This is a genomic window from Brenneria sp. L4-2C (assembly GCF_040240335.1).
GTDB lineage: Bacteria > Pseudomonadota > Gammaproteobacteria > Enterobacterales > Enterobacteriaceae > Brenneria.
This window is the reverse complement of sequence record NZ_JBEIAC010000013.1, coordinates 1-17,560: the sequence shown is the minus strand read 5'-3', so window position 1 is coordinate 17,560 and position 17,560 is coordinate 1. Positions and strand designations below refer to the sequence as shown.

Below are 17,560 nucleotides of genomic sequence, written 5' to 3'. Positions count from 1 at the left end.
ATTTTGAGGTATGGCATGATGCCATACCGATGTTTATTTGATTTTGGGAGTAATGGTTATGGCTTTGTGGGGCGGTCGGTTCAGTCAGGCGGCAGATCAGCGTTTTAAACAGTTCAATGACTCACTGCGGTTCGACTACCGTCTGGCAGAGCAGGACATTATTGGTTCCATTGGCTGGTCGAAAGCGCTGGTTACCGTCAATGTGCTGAGCGAGCAAGAACAGCAGCATCTGGAGCAGGCGCTGAACGCGCTGTTGGCCGAGGTTCAGGCCGATCCTGAAGTGATTTTGCAAAGCGATGCGGAAGATATTCACAGCTGGGTTGAACAGCAGCTGATTGAAAAAGTCGGCGATCTGGGCAAAAAGCTGCATACCGGACGTAGCCGCAACGATCAGGTCGCCACCGACCTTAAACTATGGTGCAAAGCGCAGGTGACCGAACTGCAACAGGCGGTGCGTCAATTGCGTCAGGCGCTGGTCGCCACGGCACAAGCGAATCAGGACGCCGTGATGCCGGGCTACACGCACCTGCAACGCGCCCAGCCGGTGACGTTCGCCCACTGGTGTCTGGCTTATCACGAAATGCTGGCGCGCGATGAAAGCCGGCTGGCCGATACGCTGACGCGCCTGGACGTAAGTCCGCTGGGCTGCGGCGCATTGGCCGGTACGGCTTATCCTATCGATCGCGAGCAACTGGCCGGCTGGTTAGGTTTCGCTTCCGCCACGCGCAACAGTCTGGATACGGTGTCCGACCGCGATCACGTGCTGGAATTGCTGTCTGACGCCGCTATCGGCATGGTGCATTTATCCCGCTTCGCCGAAGACCTGATTTTCTTCAACAGCGGCGAATCGGCGTTTGTCGAGCTTTCCGATCGGGTGACGTCGGGGTCGTCGTTAATGCCGCAGAAAAAGAATCCGGATGCGCTGGAATTGATCCGCGGTAAATGCGGACGGGTTCAGGGCGCGCTGAGCGGCATGCTGGTGACGCTGAAAGGGTTGCCGCTGGCGTACAACAAGGATATGCAGGAAGACAAAGAGGGCTTGTTCGATGCGCTGGATACCTGGCATGACTGCCTGATGATGGCCGCTCTGGTGCTGGAAGGCATTCAGGTGAAACGTCCTCGTTGCCGGGAAGCGGCCGAGCAGGGTTATGCGAACGCGACGGAACTGGCGGATTATCTGGTTGCGAAAGGCGTGCCGTTCCGTGAAGCCCACCATATCGTCGGCGAAGCGGTTGTGGAAGCCATTCGTCAGGGCAAAGCGCTGGAAGCGCTGTCTCTGGCCGAGCTTCAGCAGTTCAGCGCCGTGATTGGCGATGATGTTTATCCCATCCTGTCGTTGCAGTCTTGTCTGGATAAACGCGCCGCACAAGGGGGTGTTTCGCCCCAGCAGGTCGCGAAAGCCATCGATGAGGCGAAACAACGTCTGAGCTGATGACGCTGCGTTGAACGCCGCTTGCGGCGGTTGCGACGAGGCCCGGCCCAGGGATGGGCCGGGCGACAACGCCGACGCATCGGCGACCTGAGGCCTGTACCGGCCCGCAATATTTGCCTGATAAATCTGAATCATGCCCGCATTTCCCGCTTTTTTTCTCCGTGTTTCCCCCTAAATCCCTGTATGAGCGGAATTGTCTCTGGACATCCATACAGTATCAATTTACCTTGACGGGCAGCAGTGACGGCCAGTGGAGGCGCAGTGGATATCAGCATATTTTATGGCGTGGGCGGCGGTCTTGTCGGTCTGTTGGTCGGCTGGCTTATCGCCAGCCTGTCGTTCCAGCGGCGGCAGTCCCGTCATGAGACCGAACAACGGTTGCTTGAGCAATCGCTACAGCAAACCCAGCAACTGCTGAGCGACAGTCAGCAGGCAAAAAAACAGTATGAGCAGCAATTGCGTGACAATGAGCTGGCGTTGCGTAACGCCCACGGCCAGCTGGCGGCCGGCCAGGAAAAGCAACGGCAACTGGCGCAACTGCGCGAGGAGTGCGCGCAGTTAAATCAGGAGTTGCGCGCGCTGCGCGAGGTGAATAGCGCCCAGGAAGCGGAACTGCGGGAGGTCACTATCAGGCTGGAAGAGACGCGCATGGCGGCCGAAGAGAAACAGCGTCTGCTGATGAACAGCGAACAGCGTTTAACCACGCAGTTTGAAAATCTGGCCAACCGGATTTTTGAGCACAGCGGCCGTAAAGTGGATGAACAGAACAAACAAAGTCTGGATCGTTTATTGATGCCGCTGCGCGAACAGCTTGATGGATTCCGGCGTCAGGTTCAGGATAGCTTCGGCGCCGAAGCCCGCGAGCGCCATACCCTGACGCATGAAATCCGTAATCTGCAACAGCTGAATGCGCAGATGGCGCGCGAAGCGATTAACCTCACCAAAGCCCTGAAAGGAGATAACAAGACGCAGGGCAACTGGGGCGAGGTGGTGCTCAGCCGCGTGCTGGAAGCCTCCGGGCTACGCGAAGGCTATGAGTATCAGACGCAGGTCAGCGTGCAGACCGGCGCCAACAATCGTATGCAGCCTGACGTGATAGTCCGTTTGCCGCAGGGCAAGGATGTGGTGATTGACGCCAAAATGTCGCTGGTGGCCTATGAACGCTATTTTAATAGCGAAGATGAGGCCGAGCGTCTGGCCGCGCTGAACGATCATCTGCTCTCCGTGCGCGGGCATATTCGCCTGCTGGGCGGCAAGGACTACCAGCAACTGCCGGGGCTGCGCTCTCTGGACTATGTGCTGATGTTTATTCCCGTCGAACCTGCGTTTCTGGTGGCCATCGATCGTCAGCCCGAGTTGATCAACGAAGCGCTGAAACACAATATTATGCTGGTTAGCCCCACGACATTGCTGGTGGCGTTGCGCACTATCAATAATCTGTGGCGGTATGAGCAACAGAGCCGCAACGCGCAGCAGATCGCCGAACGGGCCGCGCGGTTGTACGATAAACTGCGTCTGTTCGTCGATGATATGGCGTCATTGGGCCAAAGTCTGGATAAAGCCCAGGGTAGCTATCGCCAGGCGATGAATAAACTTTCCTCCGGGCGTGGTAACCTGATTGGCCAGGCCGAGGGGTTTCGTGCGTTGGGCGTTGAAGTAAAACGCCCAATCAGCCCGTCGCTGGCGGATCGGGCCACCGCGCATGAGCAGAACGCCGGGGATGCGTTGACCGAGTCGAACGCGACGAAAGATGCCGGCGCTGACCCGTCAGATCCGCCCTCGGAACATCACTAGGCGTTTCTGTCGCGCGGACTGAATAAAGGTATCGCCCTGAGTCTGTTGTCGTATTAGGCGGTGGGCTTTTTATATGGGTCTGTTACACTCTTCCACTAACAGAATAGACTCGATATTTGACAAAATAGTAGGCGGATAAGATGGCAGATGAGCAGGAGAAAACAACCGACTTTGGTTTTCGCACTGTCGCCAAGGATGAAAAAGAAGTCATGGTGGCCGATGTTTTTCATTCTGTAGCAGCAAAATATGACTTGATGAATGACCTGATGTCTTTCGGCATCCATCGTATCTGGAAAAGATTCACCATTGAGTGCAGCGGCGTGCGGCGCGGACAACGCGTGCTGGACGTGGCGGGCGGAACCGGCGATTTGACGGCCAAATTCTCCCGCATCGTGGGGGATGAAGGCGAAGTGGTTTTGGCCGATATCAATGCTTCCATGCTGAAGGTCGGGCGCGAAAAATTACGTAACAAAGGCATTATCAATAATGTCAGCTACGTACAGGCTAATGCGGAAGAGCTGCCGTTCCCGGATGACTTCTTTGACTGCATCACTATCTCCTTTGGTTTGCGTAACGTCACCGATAAAGAAAAAGCGCTGCGTTCCATGTATCGCGTATTGAAGCCGGGCGGACGTCTGCTGGTGCTGGAGTTCTCTAAACCGGTATTGAAGCCGTTAAGCAAAATGTACGACGTCTATTCGTTCCATGTTCTGCCGAGAATCGGGGAAATGGTGGCGCGCGACGCCGGCAGCTATCGCTATCTGGCGGAATCGATCCGTATGCATCCCGATCAGGAAACGCTGAAAGGAATGATGGCCGACGCGGGTTTTGATAGCGTGAATTATTTCAATCTTACCGGTGGGATTGTTGCGCTGCATCGTGGTTTTAAATTCTGATTGGAAATGCCAATGCTGATAACGTCTGTGCTGACAGCCGCGCTGGAAACCGCGTTGAATCAGCTGCTGTTTCGTGACCGCAGTATGAAGGCGGCGCGCCAGCGCCTGTCTGGAAAAACGCTGCAAATCGAACTGGCTGAACTGGATATGCCGCTGGTGCTCGTTTTTAGCGAGCATCGGCTTGACGTGTTGAGCCAATGGGAAGATGGCGCCGATTGCCGGCTGAAGACGCGTTTAGCGGTACTGATGAAGCTGCGCGATAGGCAACACCTGTCTTCGCTGATGCGCAGCGGCGATCTGATCATAGAAGGCGATATCCAGGTTGCGCAGCAGCTTATCGGGCTGCTTGATTTGGCCGAGTTTGATCCGGCGGAATGGCTGGCGCCCTATCTGGGGGATATTGTCGCGCAAGGGGTAAGCCAGACGGCGCAAAAAACGCTGGGCGCATTCAACCGACTTTTGTGCCGGCAGCAGCATATTTTGTCCGAAACGTTGACCGAAGAATGGCGTCTCGCGCCGGGAAAACTGGAACATGCCTGGTTCCAGGATGAGGTCGCCGCACTGGATAAATCAGCCGAGAAGCTGTCTGAGCGTCTGGCGAAGTTGGAGATCTCACGATGATGCCCGGTGAACTGATTCGGCTTTACAGCATCGCGCGCGTTTTGCTCAGCTACGGTCTGGATGAGCTCATTCCCAGGATGCGCCTGACAATCCCGCTGCGCTTTGGCCGCCGTTTGCTGTTCTGGTTGCCCAATCGGCATCCCGATAAGCTGTTGGGCGTGCGTTTACGTTTGGCATTGCAGGAACTTGGCCCGGTATGGATCAAGTTCGGCCAGATGATGTCGACGCGGCGCGATCTGTTCCCGCCGGCGATCGCCGATCAACTGGCGATGTTGCAGGATCGGGTCGAGCCTTTCGATGGCATGCTGGCGCGCAAACAAATCGAACTGTCGATGGGCGGCGTTCCTCTGGAGGCGTGGTTTGATGATTTCGAGGTGAAACCGCTGGCGTCGGCATCTATCGCCCAGGTTCATACCGCGCGTCTGAAAGAGACCGGCAAAGAGATCGTTATCAAGGTTATCCGGCCTGATATTTTACCGGTGATCAAAGCTGATATCCGTCTTATGAAGCGTCTGGCGGGCTGGCTGCCGAGGCTGTTGCCGGACGGACGACGCCTGCGCCCGCGGGAAGTGGTGCATGAATATGAGAAAACGTTGCTTGATGAGCTGAATCTGCTGCGTGAAGCGGCGAATGCGATTCAGCTGCGGCGCAATTTCGAAGATAGCAACATGCTGTACATTCCCGAAGTGTATCCGGACTACTGTAGTGAGCGTATGCTGGTGATGGAACGCATCTATGGCGTTCCGGTTTCCGACGTTGAAACGCTGAAAGCCAACGGGACCAACATGCAGTTGCTGGCGGAACGCGGGGTGCAGGTTTTCTTTACGCAGGTGTTCCGCGACAGTTTCTTTCATGCCGATATGCATCCCGGCAATATCTTCATTAACGACGAACACCCGGAAGATCCGCAGTATATTGGTATCGACTGCGGCATTGTCGGTTCGCTGAATAAAGAAGATAAGCGCTATCTGGCGGAAAACTTTATTGCGTTCTTCAATCGGGATTACCGTAAAGTGGCTGAGCTGCATGTGGATTCAGGCTGGGTGCCGGCGGATACCAACGTCGAAGACTTTGAATTCGCGATTCGTACCGTATGCGAGCCGATTTTTGAAAAGCCGTTAGCGGAAATTTCATTCGGTCATGTATTATTGAACCTCTTTAACACGGCTCGCCGCTTTAATATGGAAGTTCAGCCCCAGCTCGTGCTGTTGCAAAAAACGCTGCTGTATATCGAAGGGATTGGACGCCAGCTCTATCCGCAGTTGGATCTCTGGAAAACGGCCAAACCATTTTTAGAAAATTGGCTGAAAGAACAGGTCGGTTTGCCGGCTATGGTTCGGGCCTTGAAAGAAAAAGCGCCGTTCTGGGCGGAAAAACTGCCGGATATTCCCGAATTGTTTTATGACGGTTTACGCCAGCATCGCATATTACGGCAGAGTGTGGATAAACTGGCTGATGAACTGCGCACGCAGCATGTCAGACAGGGACAATCCCGTTACCTGCTGGGAATCGGCGCCACGTTGTTAATCAGCGGTACGTTGTTGCTGGTCAGCCACGTGGAAGCGGATGTTATACCTTCTGGTCTGATGGCCGCGGGGGTTGTCGCCTGGGTTATCGGCTGGCGGCGAACTCGTTGAAGCAGATCATAATGCATAGCAAGATTATCTTCTATAATGGGGGTAATCTTGGTGACCCCCTTTTTGAAAGAGGTAAACGTTATGGGCGGTATTAGTATTTGGAACTTGTTGATCATCGCAGTAATCGTTGTATTACTGTTTGGGACCAACAAGCTGAGGACATTGGGCTCCGATCTCGGCGCATCCATCAAAGGCTTTAAAAAGGCGATGGGCGACGAGCAGCCGTCTGCCGCTGATAAAGCTCAGCAGGACGCTGATTTTGCGACTAAATCGATAGCAGACCAACAGCCTGAAGCCAAGAAGGATGACGCAAAGAACCAGCATAAAGAGCAGGTATAATCGGTGTTCGATATTGGGTTTAGTGAACTGCTATTAGTCATGGTGATCGGTTTGGTCGTGCTTGGACCAGAACGTTTGCCGGTAGCCGTAAGGACCGTAGCCGGGTGGATTAGAACCCTGCGTTCGCTGGCGTCCACGGTTCAAAATGAGCTGTCGCAGGAACTGAAGCTACAGGAGTTGCAGGACAGCCTCAAGAAAGTGGAAAAAGCCGGCCTGCAAAATTTGTCGCCGGAGTTGAAAGCTTCCATGGACGAGCTGAAGGAAGCGGCGGAAGCGATGAAACGCGGCTATGGCGAGCAATCGTCGCAGAATGAGGCGAAGACCGCGGAACCGACGTCTTATGAGCCGCTGAACGATCCCGAGGCGGTGCATGACGGCGTGATTGAGGCGGAAAAAACGCCCTCGCCGGTTGCGGTCAGTCATGAATCTGAGGATAACCGGACTGCGCCTGTCCCGGTGGTGGATAACAAAATCAAACCTGAGCAGTCTCCTGCCGTTTCTGCCCGTCAACCAAGTGATGATCGTTAGTTTATGACCGCTGAAGATACCCAACCGCTGATTAGTCATCTGATCGAACTGCGCAAGCGGTTGCTGAACAGTATTATTTGTGTGCTGGTGGTGTTTCTGGCATTGATTTACTTTGCTAATGACATTTACCAGTTGGTTTCGGCCCCGCTGATTGAAAAGCTGCCGGCAGGGGCCAGTATGATCGCCACTGATGTGGCTTCGCCGTTTTTCACGCCGATAAAGCTCACCATGATTGTTTCGGTGTTTGTCTCGGCGCCGCTGGTGTTGTATCAGGTCTGGGCGTTTGTCGCGCCGGCGCTGTATAAGCATGAACGCCGGTTGATGATGCCGCTGTTGGTTTCCAGCAGCCTGTTGTTCTATGCCGGTATGGCGTTTGCCTATTTCGTTGTTTTCCCGCTGGCATTCGGCTTCTTCGCCAAAACGGCGCCCGAGGGCGTGCTGATTGCGACCGATATCAACAACTACCTGGACTTTGTCATGGCGTTGTTTATGGCGTTCGGCGTGTCATTTGAAGTGCCTATTGCGATCGTGTTGCTGTGCTGGAGCGGGGTGGTGACGCCGGAGGATCTGAAAAAGAAACGGCCTTATATGCTGGTCGGGGCTTTTATTGTCGGTATGTTGCTGACGCCGCCGGATGTTTTCTCGCAAACCTTGCTGGCGCTTCCCATGTATATGCTGTTTGAAATCGGCGTGTTTTTCTCCCGGTTTTATGTGGGTAAAGGTCGTCGTGCGGAAACAGAAGAGCCTGCGCCGTAAGAAATGGCTCCCTGTCTTTGAAAGTAAATAGCCTCTCTTTGAGAGGTTTTGTTTTTTGTGCGCCTCCTGCGGCGGTATCACTGTAGCGATAGACGGGTAACTAGCCAATGTTTGATATCGGAGTCAATTTAACCAGCCCTCAGTTTGCGAAAGACCGGGAACTGGTGATCGCGCGCGCCAAACAGGCCGGCGTCAGCGGGATGCTGGCGACGGGAACCAATATTCGGGAAAGCCGTCAGGCCCTGGCGCTGACGGCGGCATATCCGGATTACTGCTGGTCTACCGCGGGCGTTCACCCGCATGACGCCAGCGGTTGGGATGATTCAGCCGCCGAGCAGATCCGCCAGATGGCGCAATCCGAGGCCGTCGTCGCCATCGGTGAGTGCGGGCTTGATTTTAATCGCAACTTTTCCTCCCCAGAGCAGCAGGAACGCGCATTCAGCGCTCAACTGGCGCTGGCGGCCGAGTTATCCATGCCCGTTTTTCTGCACTGCCGAGAGGCTCACCCGCGTTTTCTATCCCTGCTGACGCCTTGGCTGGACCAGTTGCCCGCGGCGGTATTGCATTGCTTCACCGGCAATCGCCGCGAGCTTGATGAATGTCTGACTGTCGGGTTGATGATCGGCATCACCGGCTGGGTCTGCGATGAACGCCGGGGGCTTGAGCAGCGTGCATTATTGAAACATATTCCGTGCGATCGGTTGTTGCTGGAAACCGACGCGCCGTATTTGCTGCCCCGGGATTTAAGTCCTAAGCCTGCATCCCGTCGTAACGAATCCTGTTTTCTCCCGCATATTGTCAGTCAGGTCGCCGCCTGGCGTGAAGAAGATGCCGCATGGTTGGGACGAAAAACAGATGAAAACGCCCGCCGGGTTTTCCGGCTGGTTTGATTCAGGAGAATAATGATATGAGCACTGCTTTTCCCGGTAAGTTCCCCGGTCGGCGCATGCGCCGCATTCGTCGTCATGATTTCAGCCGCCGTCTGGTCGCTGAAAACCAACTGACGGTTAACGACCTGATTTATCCTGTTTTTGTCATGGAAGGCAATAATCGTCAGCAGGAAGTTCCCTCGATGCCGGGCGTATACCGCATGACTATTGACGTGCTGGTGAAAGAAGCTGAGGAAATCGCCAGGCTTGGCATTCCGGTGCTGTCGCTGTTTCCCGTCATCGAAGCGGATAAAAAATCGTTGCATGCCGAGGAAGCCTATAACCCGGACGGCCTTGTTCCGCGCACCGTTCGCGCGTTAAAAGATGCTGTGCCGGAGCTGGGTCTGTTGACGGATGTTGCGCTCGACCCCTATACCACGCACGGGCAGGACGGCATTATCGATGAAGAAGGCTACGTCATTAACGATATCACCAAAGATATTCTGGTGCGTCAGGCGCTGTCGCACGCCGAGGCCGGCGCGGAAATTATCGCGCCCAGCGATATGATGGACGGGCGTATCGGCGCGATCCGCGAGAGCCTGGAAAGGCAAAACCTGATTAATACGCAGATTATGGCTTACTCGGCTAAATACGCCTCTTGTTACTATGGCCCATTCCGCGACGCGGTGGGATCGGCCGGTAATCTGAAGGGCGGGGATAAAAAGACCTATCAGATGGATCCCGCCAACGGCGATGAAGCCTTACAGGAGATCGCCCAGGATCTTCAGGAAGGGGCCGATATGGTGATGGTGAAACCGGGAATGCCGTATCTGGACGTGGTCAGGCGTGTGAAGGATACGTTTGCCGTGCCGACTTTCGCTTATCAGGTTTCCGGGGAGTATGCGATGCATATGGCCGCCATTCAGAATGGTTGGCTACAGGAAAAGCCGCTGGTGATGGAGTCCTTGCTGTGTTTCAAACGCGCGGGCGCCGATGGCGTATTGACCTACTTTGCCAAGCGCGTCGCGCAATGGCTGCATGAGCAGCATTCGCAACGTTGATTAGTTTCGTCAGGACGGCGTTCGCCGCGCCTGACGATTACATTTTCTGGAATTGACGGTTATCAATGCTCTGACGAACCTGCTTATTCAGCAAATTCAGCAACAGCATGGAACGGGCTTCCCCGTCCGGCTCGGTATAGATGGCCTGCAAGCCGGTAAAAATCCCATCCGTAATCATGACCTCATCGCCTGGCTGCGGCGTTTGCGGGTCGGTAATGCCTTCCGGCGGATGCTGCATCAGGTCATCGATCACCTGCTGGGGGATCGTGGCGGGGAAATTACCGAAGCGCACGAAGTTGCTGACCCCGCGCGTGGCGCTGATGGTGGTTGTATGGATGCGTTCGGGATCGAACTCGACAAACAGATAGTTCGGAAACAGCGGTTCGCAGACCTCGGTACGTTTGCCGCGTATGATTTTATCCAGTGTAATCATCGGACTTAGGCAAGCAACATCCTGGCGTTCCAAATGTTCTTTCGCCCGCAGCAATTGACCACGTTTACAATAGAGTAAGTACCAAGCTTCCATAATTTTGCAGACTTATGATTCCGGTGGGTCAGCATAACAAAAGCGGACCCGGATAAAAAAATTTTCTTAAGAAATTGCTGATATCGGTTTCAAGGTACCCAGAAGCGCGGGCGAATGCCGCCGCAAAATAGCCGCACTAAGAAGCGACAGGCCGCAGAAGAGACTTTATAATAACCAGTTCCACAGACAGCGCCGATGATCAGCATGAAATATCGTGACTTACGCGAATTCCTCTCGCTACTGGAAGCGAGGGGAGAATTAAAACGCATTAACCAGCCTATCGATCCCTATCTTGAAATGACGGAAATTGCCGACCGTACCTTGCGTGCGGATGGCCCGGCGCTGCTGTTTGAAAATCCGAAAGGTTACAGCATGCCGGTTCTGTGCAATTTGTTCGGCACGGCAAAACGCGTCGCCATGGGAATGGGGCAGGAAGACGTCAGCGCATTGCGTGATGTCGGTAAACTGCTGGCTTTTCTTAAAGAGCCCGAACCGCCGAAAGGGTTCCGCGATCTGGTGGATAAAATGCCTAAATTCCGTCAGGTATTGAATATGCCGACGAAACGATTGTCTTCGGCTCCCTGTCAGGAACAGGTGTGGCAGGGCGAAGACGTCGATTTAAGCCGGATACCGATCATGCACTGCTGGCCGGAAGATGCCGCGCCGCTGGTGACCTGGGGGCTGACGGTGAGCCGCGGGCCGAATAAGGAACGGCAGAATCTGGGGATATATCGGCAGCAGTTGCTGGGCAAAAACAAGCTGATTATGCGCTGGCTGTCGCATCGCGGCGGCGCGCTGGATTTTCAGGAATGGTGTCAGGAAAATCCGGGGCAACGCTTCCCGGTCGCCGTCGCGTTGGGGGCCGACCCGGCAACGATTTTGGCGGCGGTCACGCCGGTTCCCGATACACTATCCGAATATGCTTTTGCCGGTCTGCTGCGCGGCCATAAAACCGAGGTCGTGCAATGTTTGTCCAACGATCTGGAAGTGCCGGCCAGTGCGGAAATGGTGCTGGAAGGTTATATCGAACCGGGGGAAATGGCGCCGGAAGGGCCTTACGGCGATCATACCGGTTACTACAATGAAGTCGATAGTTTCCCGGTCTTTACGGTGACGCATATCACCCAGCGGCGCGACGCGATTTATCACTCCACCTATACCGGACGTCCGCCGGATGAGCCCGCCGTATTGGGCGTCGCGCTCAATGAAGTTTTTGTGCCTATTTTGCAAAAGCAATTTCCGGAGATAGTCGACTTTTATTTGCCGCCAGAGGGTTGCTCTTACCGTCTGGCGATCGTTACCATGAAGAAGCAATATGCCGGTCACGCTAAACGCGTCATGATGGGCGTTTGGTCTTTTTTGCGGCAGTTTATGTACACCAAATTTGTTATTGTCTGTGACGACGACGTCAATGCCCGTGACTGGAAAGACGTTATCTGGGCGATCACCACGCGCATGGATCCGGCGCGAGATACCGTATTAGTGGAAAATACGCCGATAGATTATCTGGATTTTGCCTCGCCGGTTTCCGGTTTGGGTTCCAAAATGGGGCTGGACGCCACCAATAAATGGCCGGGCGAAACACAACGCGAGTGGGGACATCCGATCAAAAAAGATCCTCAGGTGTGCGCGCGCGTTGATGCCATATGGGATGAATTAGCCATTTTCAGTGACAGAGAACCCCGGCGCTAACCTGCTGTTGCTCTGTTCCCAGTATTGCTTTTATGACCCTACAGAGGGAATGCATGACGACATTGAGCTGTAACGTGACTTTGGTAGAAGCAATAACCGATACGGTTTATCGGGTTCGTTTATTACCTGAGGCGCCCTTTTCTTTTCGTGCCGGTCAGTACCTGATGGTCGTCATGGACGAGCGGGATAAGCGTCCTTTCTCTATGGCGTCCACGCCGATGGAGACGAATTTTATTGAACTGCATATCGGCGCTTCTGAGCTGAATCTTTATGCCATGGCGGTGATGGAGCGTATTCTGCAAGAGAAAACGCTGACGGTGGATATTCCGCACGGTGAAGCGTGGCTGCGCGAAGAGAGCGAGCGTCCGCTGGTGTTGATTGCCGGCGGCACCGGCTTTTCCTACGTGCGCTCGATTTTGCTGACGGCGCTGGCTCAGCGGCCGGAGCGCGATATCGCGATCTATTGGGGGGGGCGGGAAACCAAACACCTCTACGATCTCGGCGAACTGGAAGCGCTGACGACGCAGTATGCCAATTTGCAAGTGATCCCGGTGGTTGAACAACCGGAAGAAGGCTGGCGTGGACGAACCGGTACCGTATTAAGCGCGGTACTACAGGATTACGGTTCATTAGCCGAGCAAGACATTTATATCGCCGGTCGTTTTGAAATGGCGAAGATTGCCCGCGAGCGCTTCTGCAATGAGCGCGGTGCGTTGACGGCGCATATGTTCAGCGACGCTTTCTCGTTTATCTAAGAAAACCCCCGCGTGATAGTCCGCGGGGTTTGACGGTCATCATCCCCTGTCCCTTGCCAATGCACACAGGCTTTCCATCAGATGGATTAGCGTGGCGGAAATCCTGGCGCGCGCACAAAGTGTCCGGCGCTGTCGTTGAATGGCGGCTGTGTTAAAATGAAGGCATCGTGCAGCGACAAACAGGGATACCTATGGAAAAGCTGGCTTCTTTATACCACCATCATCTGATTACGTTACAGCAACGCACTCAAGCCATTCTTGCGCGCCACCAGCTCGACGCATTATTGATTCATTCCGGTGAATTATTAACGGTATTTCTGGACGATCACGACTACCCCTTTAAAGTTAACCCGCAGTTTAAAGCCTGGGTGCCGGTAACCCAGGTGCCGAATTGCTGGTTATGGGTCGACGGCGTCAACCCGCCGAAACTCTGGTTCTATTCGCCGGTGGATTACTGGCACAACGTCGCGCCCATGCCAGAAAGTTTCTGGACTGACGAGGTGGACATCTCGGTTCTGCGCAATGCCGATGATATTGGAAAACAACTTCCGGCCGGGCGTCGGCGCGTCGCTTACCTCGGTTATGCCCCGCAAAGAGCGCTGGCGCTGGGTATTGATGCCGAAAACATTAATCCCCAGGGCGTATTGGATTATCTGCATTACTATCGCGCTTATAAGACGGACTACGAGTTAGTCTGCATGCGTGAAGCGCAGAAAACCGCGGTTGTCGGCCATCGCGCTGCGCATGAGGCTTTTCTGTCCGGCATGAGCGAGTTCGATATCAATCTGGCTTATCTGACGGCCACAGGTCACCGTGATACCGACGTGCCTTATAGCAACATCGTGGCGCTCAATGAACACGCCGCGGTGCTGCATTATACCCAGTTGGACCATCAGGCGCCGTCGGATGTGCGTAGTTTTCTGATCGATGCCGGCGCCGAATATAACGGCTATGCGGCCGATTTGACCCGAACCTATTCCACGCAGAGCGATAACGCATTTGCCGCGTTGGTGAAAGATCTGAATCAGGAACAGCTGGCCCTCATCGATAAGATCCAGCCCGGCGTGCGCTATACCGATTACCATATCCAAATGCATCAGCGTATTGCCGGCTTGTTGAAGTCACATCAGCTGATTGATGGGATCAGCGCCGAGGCGATGGTGGAGAACGGTTTAACCGCGCCATTCCTGCCGCATGGTCTGGGACACTTGCTGGGGTTACAGGTACATGACGTCGCCGGTTTTATGCAGGATGATCAGGGCGCCCAACTGGCCGCACCGCCGCAATATCCCTATTTGCGCTGTACCCGAATACTTGAGCCCGGCATGGTGTTGACGATTGAACCCGGTATTTATTTTATCGATTCGCTGCTTGAGCCCTGGCGGGCGGGTCAATTCAGCCGCCATTTTGACTGGAAGCGGATTGATGCGCTAAAACCCTTCGGCGGTATTCGCATTGAAGATAATATCGTTATCCATGAGCAGCGTATTGAAAATATGACGCGCGACCAGAAGCTGTCCTGATGCAGGCTTATCCGGTACCCGCAGCGCCGGTCAGCGTGAGTGAGGAAATCAAGAAAAGCCGTTTTATTACTCTACTGGCGCCGACAAATGGCATTGATGCGGCAAAAGATTTTGTTCAGCAGACCCGGGAGCAGCACCCCACGGCCAGACATCATTGTTGGGCGTATGTCGCCGGCGCGCCTGACGATTCCCAGCAGCTTGGATTTTCTGATGACGGCGAGCCTTCGGGGACAGCCGGGAAACCCATGTTGGCGCAGTTGATGGGGAGCGGCATCGGCGAGATTACCGCCGTCGTTGTGCGTTATTACGGCGGGATCCAACTGGGTACCGGCGGGCTGGTGAAGGCTTATGGCGGCGGCGTCCAGCAAGCGCTGAAAGCGGTATCGCTGCAAGAAAAAGTATTACAGAAAGAATATGGCCTACGCTGTGATTATTCATTATTACCTCAGGTTGAATCGCTGATATACCATCTTGGCGGTCGGATTCTGCATAGCGACTTCGGTGCGGAAGTGACATTGAGCGTGTCTATTCCCCTTGGGCGCGTTGATGAAGCGGCCATGAGATTGCGTGATATCAGCCGTGGCTCGTTGCATTTATTGCCAGTTTCACAATAATCCCAACGCTGTTTTATGAATCATTTAAGGAATTCTTTGCAATGCATTTGCGCGCCATAACCCGAATTGTGGGTCTGCTGGTTATCCTTTTTTCCGGGACGATGTTTATCCCAGGACTGGTGGCCTTGATCTATCGTGATGGCGCCGGGCGGGCTTTCACTCAAACTTTTCTGGTCGCACTGACGATCGGCATTGTGCTTTGGCTGCCAAACCGTAAACAAAAGCATGAGTTGAAATCACGGGAAGGATTTCTGATCGTCGTATTATTCTGGACGGTGCTGGGCAGCGTGGGCGCGCTTCCCTTTCTCTTCGCGGAACACCCGAACCTCGGCGTCACTGACGCCTTTTTTGAGTCTTTCTCCGGACTAACCACCACGGGGGCGACGACGCTGGTCGGGCTGGATTCGTTACCCAAAGCGATTCTGTTCTATCGACAAATGCTGCAATGGTTTGGGGGGATGGGGATCATCGTTCTGGCCGTGGCTATCCTGCCTATCCTTGGCGTCGGGGGGATGCAGCTTTATCGCGCCGAAATGCCGGGACCGCTGAAAGATAACAAAATGCGTCCCAGGATCGCCGATACGGCGAAAACCCTATGGCTGATCTACGTGATGCTTACTGCGGCCTGTGCGGTTTCACTCTGGCTGGCGGGGATGCCCGCTTTCGATGCGATCGGCCATAGTTTTTCAACGGTTGCGGTTGGCGGTTTTTCTACCCACGATGCCAGCATCGGCTATTTTAACAACCCGACGATTAACACCATTATTGCGGTATTTCTACTGATTTCCGGCTGTAATTTTGGTCTGCACTTCGCGGTGCTGAGCGGACGTAGCATCAAGGTTTACTGGCGCGATCCTGAATTCCGTATGTTCATCTATGTTCAGATGTCGCTGGTCGCGGTGTGTACCGTGGTGTTGTGGTTTCACAACGTCTATGCGACAGGCATGCAAACGCTAAATCAGGCTTTCTTCCAGGTTGTGTCGATGGCCACAACCGCGGGCTTCACCACGGATAGTATTGCTTCCTGGCCGCTTTTTTTGCCGGTGCTGCTGCTGTGCTCCGCGTTTATCGGCGGCTGTGCCGGGTCAACCGGGGGCGGCTTGAAAGTCATTCGTATTCTGCTGCTTTTCCTGCAAGGTTCGCGTGAATTGAAAAGGCTGGTTCATCCTAACGCGGTATACAGCATAAAATTGGGCAATCGCGCGCTGCCTGAGCGGATACTGGAAGCCGTCTGGGGTTTCTTCTCCGCCTATGCGCTAGTCTTTATCGTCAGTATGCTGGCCGTTATCGCGACGGGGGTGGATGATTTCTCCGCTTTTGCCGCCGTCGCCGCGACGCTGAATAATTTAGGTCCGGGGCTGGGTGTCGTCGCGGACAACTTTACTTCGATGAATGATGCGGCAAAGTGGATATTGATCCTGACAATGCTATTCGGACGTTTAGAGGTATTTACTCTTTTAGTCTTGTTTACGCCGACGTTCTGGCGGGAATAAAACAGGCGGATATAGTGCAATGAAAGCTTTGATATTATTTTCCAGTAAGGATGGGCAGACGCGAGAGATAGCCTCTTATATCGCCAACTCGCTAAAAGGCGCGTTGGAGTGTGATGTCATTAGCTTGCTAAGTGCGAATGATATCGACCTGACTAAATACGATCGGATCCTGATCGGCGCATCGGTGCGATACGGACGTTTTAATCCGGCGGTGAATAAGTTTATTCAGCGGCATCTGACGCGTCTGCGGCAAATGCCCAGCGCGTTCTTTTCCGTAAATTTAACGGCGCGGAAACCAGAAAAGCGCACGTTGCAGACGAACGCCTATACGCGCAAATTCTTGTTGAGTTCGCCGTGGGAGCCAGACTTGTGCGGCGTATTCGCGGGTGCGCTGCGTTATCCCCGCTATCGATGGTTTGATCGCATTATGATCCAATTGATTATGCACATGACCGGCGGAGAGACGGATAGCAGCAAAGAAGTCGAATACACCGATTGGGATCAGGTAACGCGTTTCGCTCATGAATTTGGGCAATTAACGCTTAAAAAGAGCACATAGCGTTGCCTTTCCCGGCGGATCGCCGAAAAAAAACGCACTCAATCATTTTTATGCAAATTACCTGTTGCGGCCTGCGCAGAAGTCCCTATAATGCGCTCCCACTGACACGGCAACGGCGATTACGCGGTTGTGACGACAGTAAGAAGCCAGGCAATAATCACTTGACTTCACAGCGGAATTGCATAATATATGCGGCCCGCGCCACGGGATGACGTGGCACTGCTCTTTAACAATTTAATCAGACAATCTGTGTGGGCACTCACAAGACCTATCGGCTGACGATATAAAAAAGTCTTGAAGAGTGACTAGCAGTAAATTCATTACGAATGAACAGTTACTAATTCTTTGAGCACAGCTATTAACTTAGCGAATCAAACAAATCTTAAATTGAAGAGTTTGATCATGGCTCAGATTGAACGCTGGCGGCAGGCCTAACACATGCAAGTCGAGCGGCAGCGGGAAGAA

17 protein-coding genes and 1 rRNA gene are annotated in these 17,560 nt (G+C 54.0%); 17 read left to right on the top strand and 1 reads right to left on the bottom strand.

Features of this window, described 5'->3' with window-relative positions; translation table 11 throughout:
- The first annotated feature begins 58 nt into the window (after positions 1-58).
- From argH to hemB, 10 genes are all read left to right on the top strand, one after another.
- On the top strand, positions 59-1,432 hold the full coding sequence (argH, locus tag ABRZ26_RS17210) for an argininosuccinate lyase (protein ID WP_319605384.1): 1,374 nt from the start codon (positions 59-61) through the stop codon (positions 1,430-1,432).
- Between the two features lie 261 nt (positions 1,433-1,693).
- Positions 1,694-3,226, top strand: coding sequence for a DNA recombination protein RmuC (gene rmuC / locus ABRZ26_RS17205; protein ID WP_319605383.1), 1,533 nt, complete (start codon positions 1,694-1,696; stop codon positions 3,224-3,226).
- Positions 3,227-3,366: 140 nt separating this feature from the next.
- Positions 3,367-4,122 (top strand): bifunctional demethylmenaquinone methyltransferase/2-methoxy-6-polyprenyl-1,4-benzoquinol methylase UbiE, encoded by a 756-nt coding sequence (ubiE, locus tag ABRZ26_RS17200; protein WP_319605382.1) that lies wholly within the window; start codon positions 3,367-3,369, stop codon positions 4,120-4,122.
- A gap of 12 nt (positions 4,123-4,134) precedes the next feature.
- A complete protein-coding gene (gene ubiJ, locus ABRZ26_RS17195) occupies positions 4,135-4,743 on the top strand; it encodes a ubiquinone biosynthesis protein UbiJ (RefSeq protein WP_319605381.1) in 609 nt (202 codons plus the stop codon).
- On the top strand, positions 4,740-6,380 hold the full coding sequence (ubiB, locus tag ABRZ26_RS17190; RefSeq protein WP_319605380.1) for a ubiquinone biosynthesis regulatory protein kinase UbiB: 1,641 nt from the start codon (positions 4,740-4,742) through the stop codon (positions 6,378-6,380). The genes ubiJ and ubiB overlap by 4 nt, the downstream gene beginning before the upstream one ends.
- Before the next feature lie 81 nt (positions 6,381-6,461).
- A complete protein-coding gene (gene tatA, locus ABRZ26_RS17185) occupies positions 6,462-6,719 on the top strand; it encodes a Sec-independent protein translocase subunit TatA (protein WP_319605379.1) in 258 nt (85 codons plus the stop codon).
- A 3-nt stretch (positions 6,720-6,722) separates the two neighbouring features.
- Positions 6,723-7,247 carry a Sec-independent protein translocase protein TatB gene (tatB, locus tag ABRZ26_RS17180; protein ID WP_319605378.1) on the top strand — a complete coding sequence of 175 codons (525 nt, stop codon included), beginning with the start codon at positions 6,723-6,725 and terminating at the stop codon, positions 7,245-7,247.
- 3 nt (positions 7,248-7,250) lie between these two features.
- Positions 7,251-8,003, top strand: coding sequence for a Sec-independent protein translocase subunit TatC (gene tatC, locus ABRZ26_RS17175; protein ID WP_319605377.1), 753 nt, complete (start codon positions 7,251-7,253; stop codon positions 8,001-8,003).
- A 107-nt stretch (positions 8,004-8,110) separates the two neighbouring features.
- A complete protein-coding gene (gene tatD, locus ABRZ26_RS17170; RefSeq protein ID WP_319605376.1) occupies positions 8,111-8,893 on the top strand; it encodes a 3'-5' ssDNA/RNA exonuclease TatD in 783 nt (260 codons plus the stop codon).
- Positions 8,894-8,910: 17 nt separating this feature from the next.
- Positions 8,911-9,933: a porphobilinogen synthase gene (gene hemB / locus ABRZ26_RS17165; RefSeq protein ID WP_319605375.1), complete on the top strand. Its 1,023-nt coding sequence runs from the start codon at positions 8,911-8,913 to the stop codon at positions 9,931-9,933.
- 37 nt (positions 9,934-9,970) lie between these two features.
- Here hemB and rfaH read toward each other — a convergent pair whose 3' ends face one another.
- Complete coding sequence (rfaH, locus tag ABRZ26_RS17160) at positions 9,971-10,459, bottom strand: transcription/translation regulatory transformer protein RfaH (RefSeq protein WP_319605374.1); 489 nt, start codon at positions 10,457-10,459, stop codon at positions 9,971-9,973.
- 195 nt (positions 10,460-10,654) lie between these two features.
- Between rfaH and ubiD the strand changes: the two genes are divergently transcribed.
- From ubiD to ABRZ26_RS17125, 7 genes are all read left to right on the top strand, one after another.
- A complete protein-coding gene (ubiD, locus tag ABRZ26_RS17155; protein WP_319605373.1) occupies positions 10,655-12,151 on the top strand; it encodes a 4-hydroxy-3-polyprenylbenzoate decarboxylase in 1,497 nt (498 codons plus the stop codon).
- 53 nt (positions 12,152-12,204) lie between these two features.
- Entirely contained in the window at positions 12,205-12,906 is a 702-nt protein-coding gene (gene fre, locus ABRZ26_RS17150; protein ID WP_319605372.1) for an NAD(P)H-flavin reductase, read from the top strand.
- Between the two features lie 191 nt (positions 12,907-13,097).
- A complete protein-coding gene (pepQ, locus tag ABRZ26_RS17145) occupies positions 13,098-14,429 on the top strand; it encodes a Xaa-Pro dipeptidase (protein ID WP_319605371.1) in 1,332 nt (443 codons plus the stop codon).
- Positions 14,429-15,043, top strand: a complete 615-nt coding sequence (locus ABRZ26_RS17140; RefSeq protein ID WP_319605370.1) for an IMPACT family protein — start codon at positions 14,429-14,431, stop codon at positions 15,041-15,043. The genes pepQ and ABRZ26_RS17140 overlap by 1 nt, the downstream gene beginning before the upstream one ends.
- A 41-nt stretch (positions 15,044-15,084) precedes the next feature.
- Positions 15,085-16,536: a Trk system potassium transporter TrkH gene (gene trkH / locus ABRZ26_RS17135; RefSeq protein ID WP_319605369.1), complete on the top strand. Its 1,452-nt coding sequence runs from the start codon at positions 15,085-15,087 to the stop codon at positions 16,534-16,536.
- A 19-nt stretch (positions 16,537-16,555) separates the two neighbouring features.
- Entirely contained in the window at positions 16,556-17,095 is a 540-nt protein-coding gene (hemG, locus tag ABRZ26_RS17130; protein ID WP_319605368.1) for a menaquinone-dependent protoporphyrinogen IX dehydrogenase, read from the top strand.
- Positions 17,096-17,479: 384 nt separating this feature from the next.
- Positions 17,480-17,560: ribosomal RNA gene (locus ABRZ26_RS17125) — 16S ribosomal RNA — on the top strand; the annotation flags it as partial.

Bases quoted from the DNA above. Each gene is read 5' to 3' on its own strand.
- argH (WP_319605384.1), top strand. From the start codon at position 59: ATGGCTTTGTGGGGCGGTCGGTTCAGTCAGGCGGCAGATCAGCGTTTT.
- ubiE (WP_319605382.1), top strand. From the start codon at position 3,367: ATGGCAGATGAGCAGGAGAAAACAACCGACTTTGGTTTTCGCACTGTC.
- ubiJ (WP_319605381.1), top strand. From the start codon at position 4,135: ATGCTGATAACGTCTGTGCTGACAGCCGCGCTGGAAACCGCGTTGAAT.
- ubiB (WP_319605380.1), top strand. From the start codon at position 4,740: ATGATGCCCGGTGAACTGATTCGGCTTTACAGCATCGCGCGCGTTTTG.
- tatA (WP_319605379.1), top strand. From the start codon at position 6,462: ATGGGCGGTATTAGTATTTGGAACTTGTTGATCATCGCAGTAATCGTT.
- tatC (WP_319605377.1), top strand. From the start codon at position 7,251: ATGACCGCTGAAGATACCCAACCGCTGATTAGTCATCTGATCGAACTG.
- tatD (WP_319605376.1), top strand. From the start codon at position 8,111: ATGTTTGATATCGGAGTCAATTTAACCAGCCCTCAGTTTGCGAAAGAC.
- hemB (WP_319605375.1), top strand. From the start codon at position 8,911: ATGAGCACTGCTTTTCCCGGTAAGTTCCCCGGTCGGCGCATGCGCCGC.
- rfaH (WP_319605374.1), bottom strand. From the start codon at position 10,459: ATGGAAGCTTGGTACTTACTCTATTGTAAACGTGGTCAATTGCTGCGG.
- ubiD (WP_319605373.1), top strand. From the start codon at position 10,655: ATGATCAGCATGAAATATCGTGACTTACGCGAATTCCTCTCGCTACTG.
- fre (WP_319605372.1), top strand. From the start codon at position 12,205: ATGACGACATTGAGCTGTAACGTGACTTTGGTAGAAGCAATAACCGAT.
- pepQ (WP_319605371.1), top strand. From the start codon at position 13,098: ATGGAAAAGCTGGCTTCTTTATACCACCATCATCTGATTACGTTACAG.
- ABRZ26_RS17140 (WP_319605370.1), top strand. From the start codon at position 14,429: ATGCAGGCTTATCCGGTACCCGCAGCGCCGGTCAGCGTGAGTGAGGAA.
- trkH (WP_319605369.1), top strand. From the start codon at position 15,085: ATGCATTTGCGCGCCATAACCCGAATTGTGGGTCTGCTGGTTATCCTT.
- hemG (WP_319605368.1), top strand. From the start codon at position 16,556: ATGAAAGCTTTGATATTATTTTCCAGTAAGGATGGGCAGACGCGAGAG.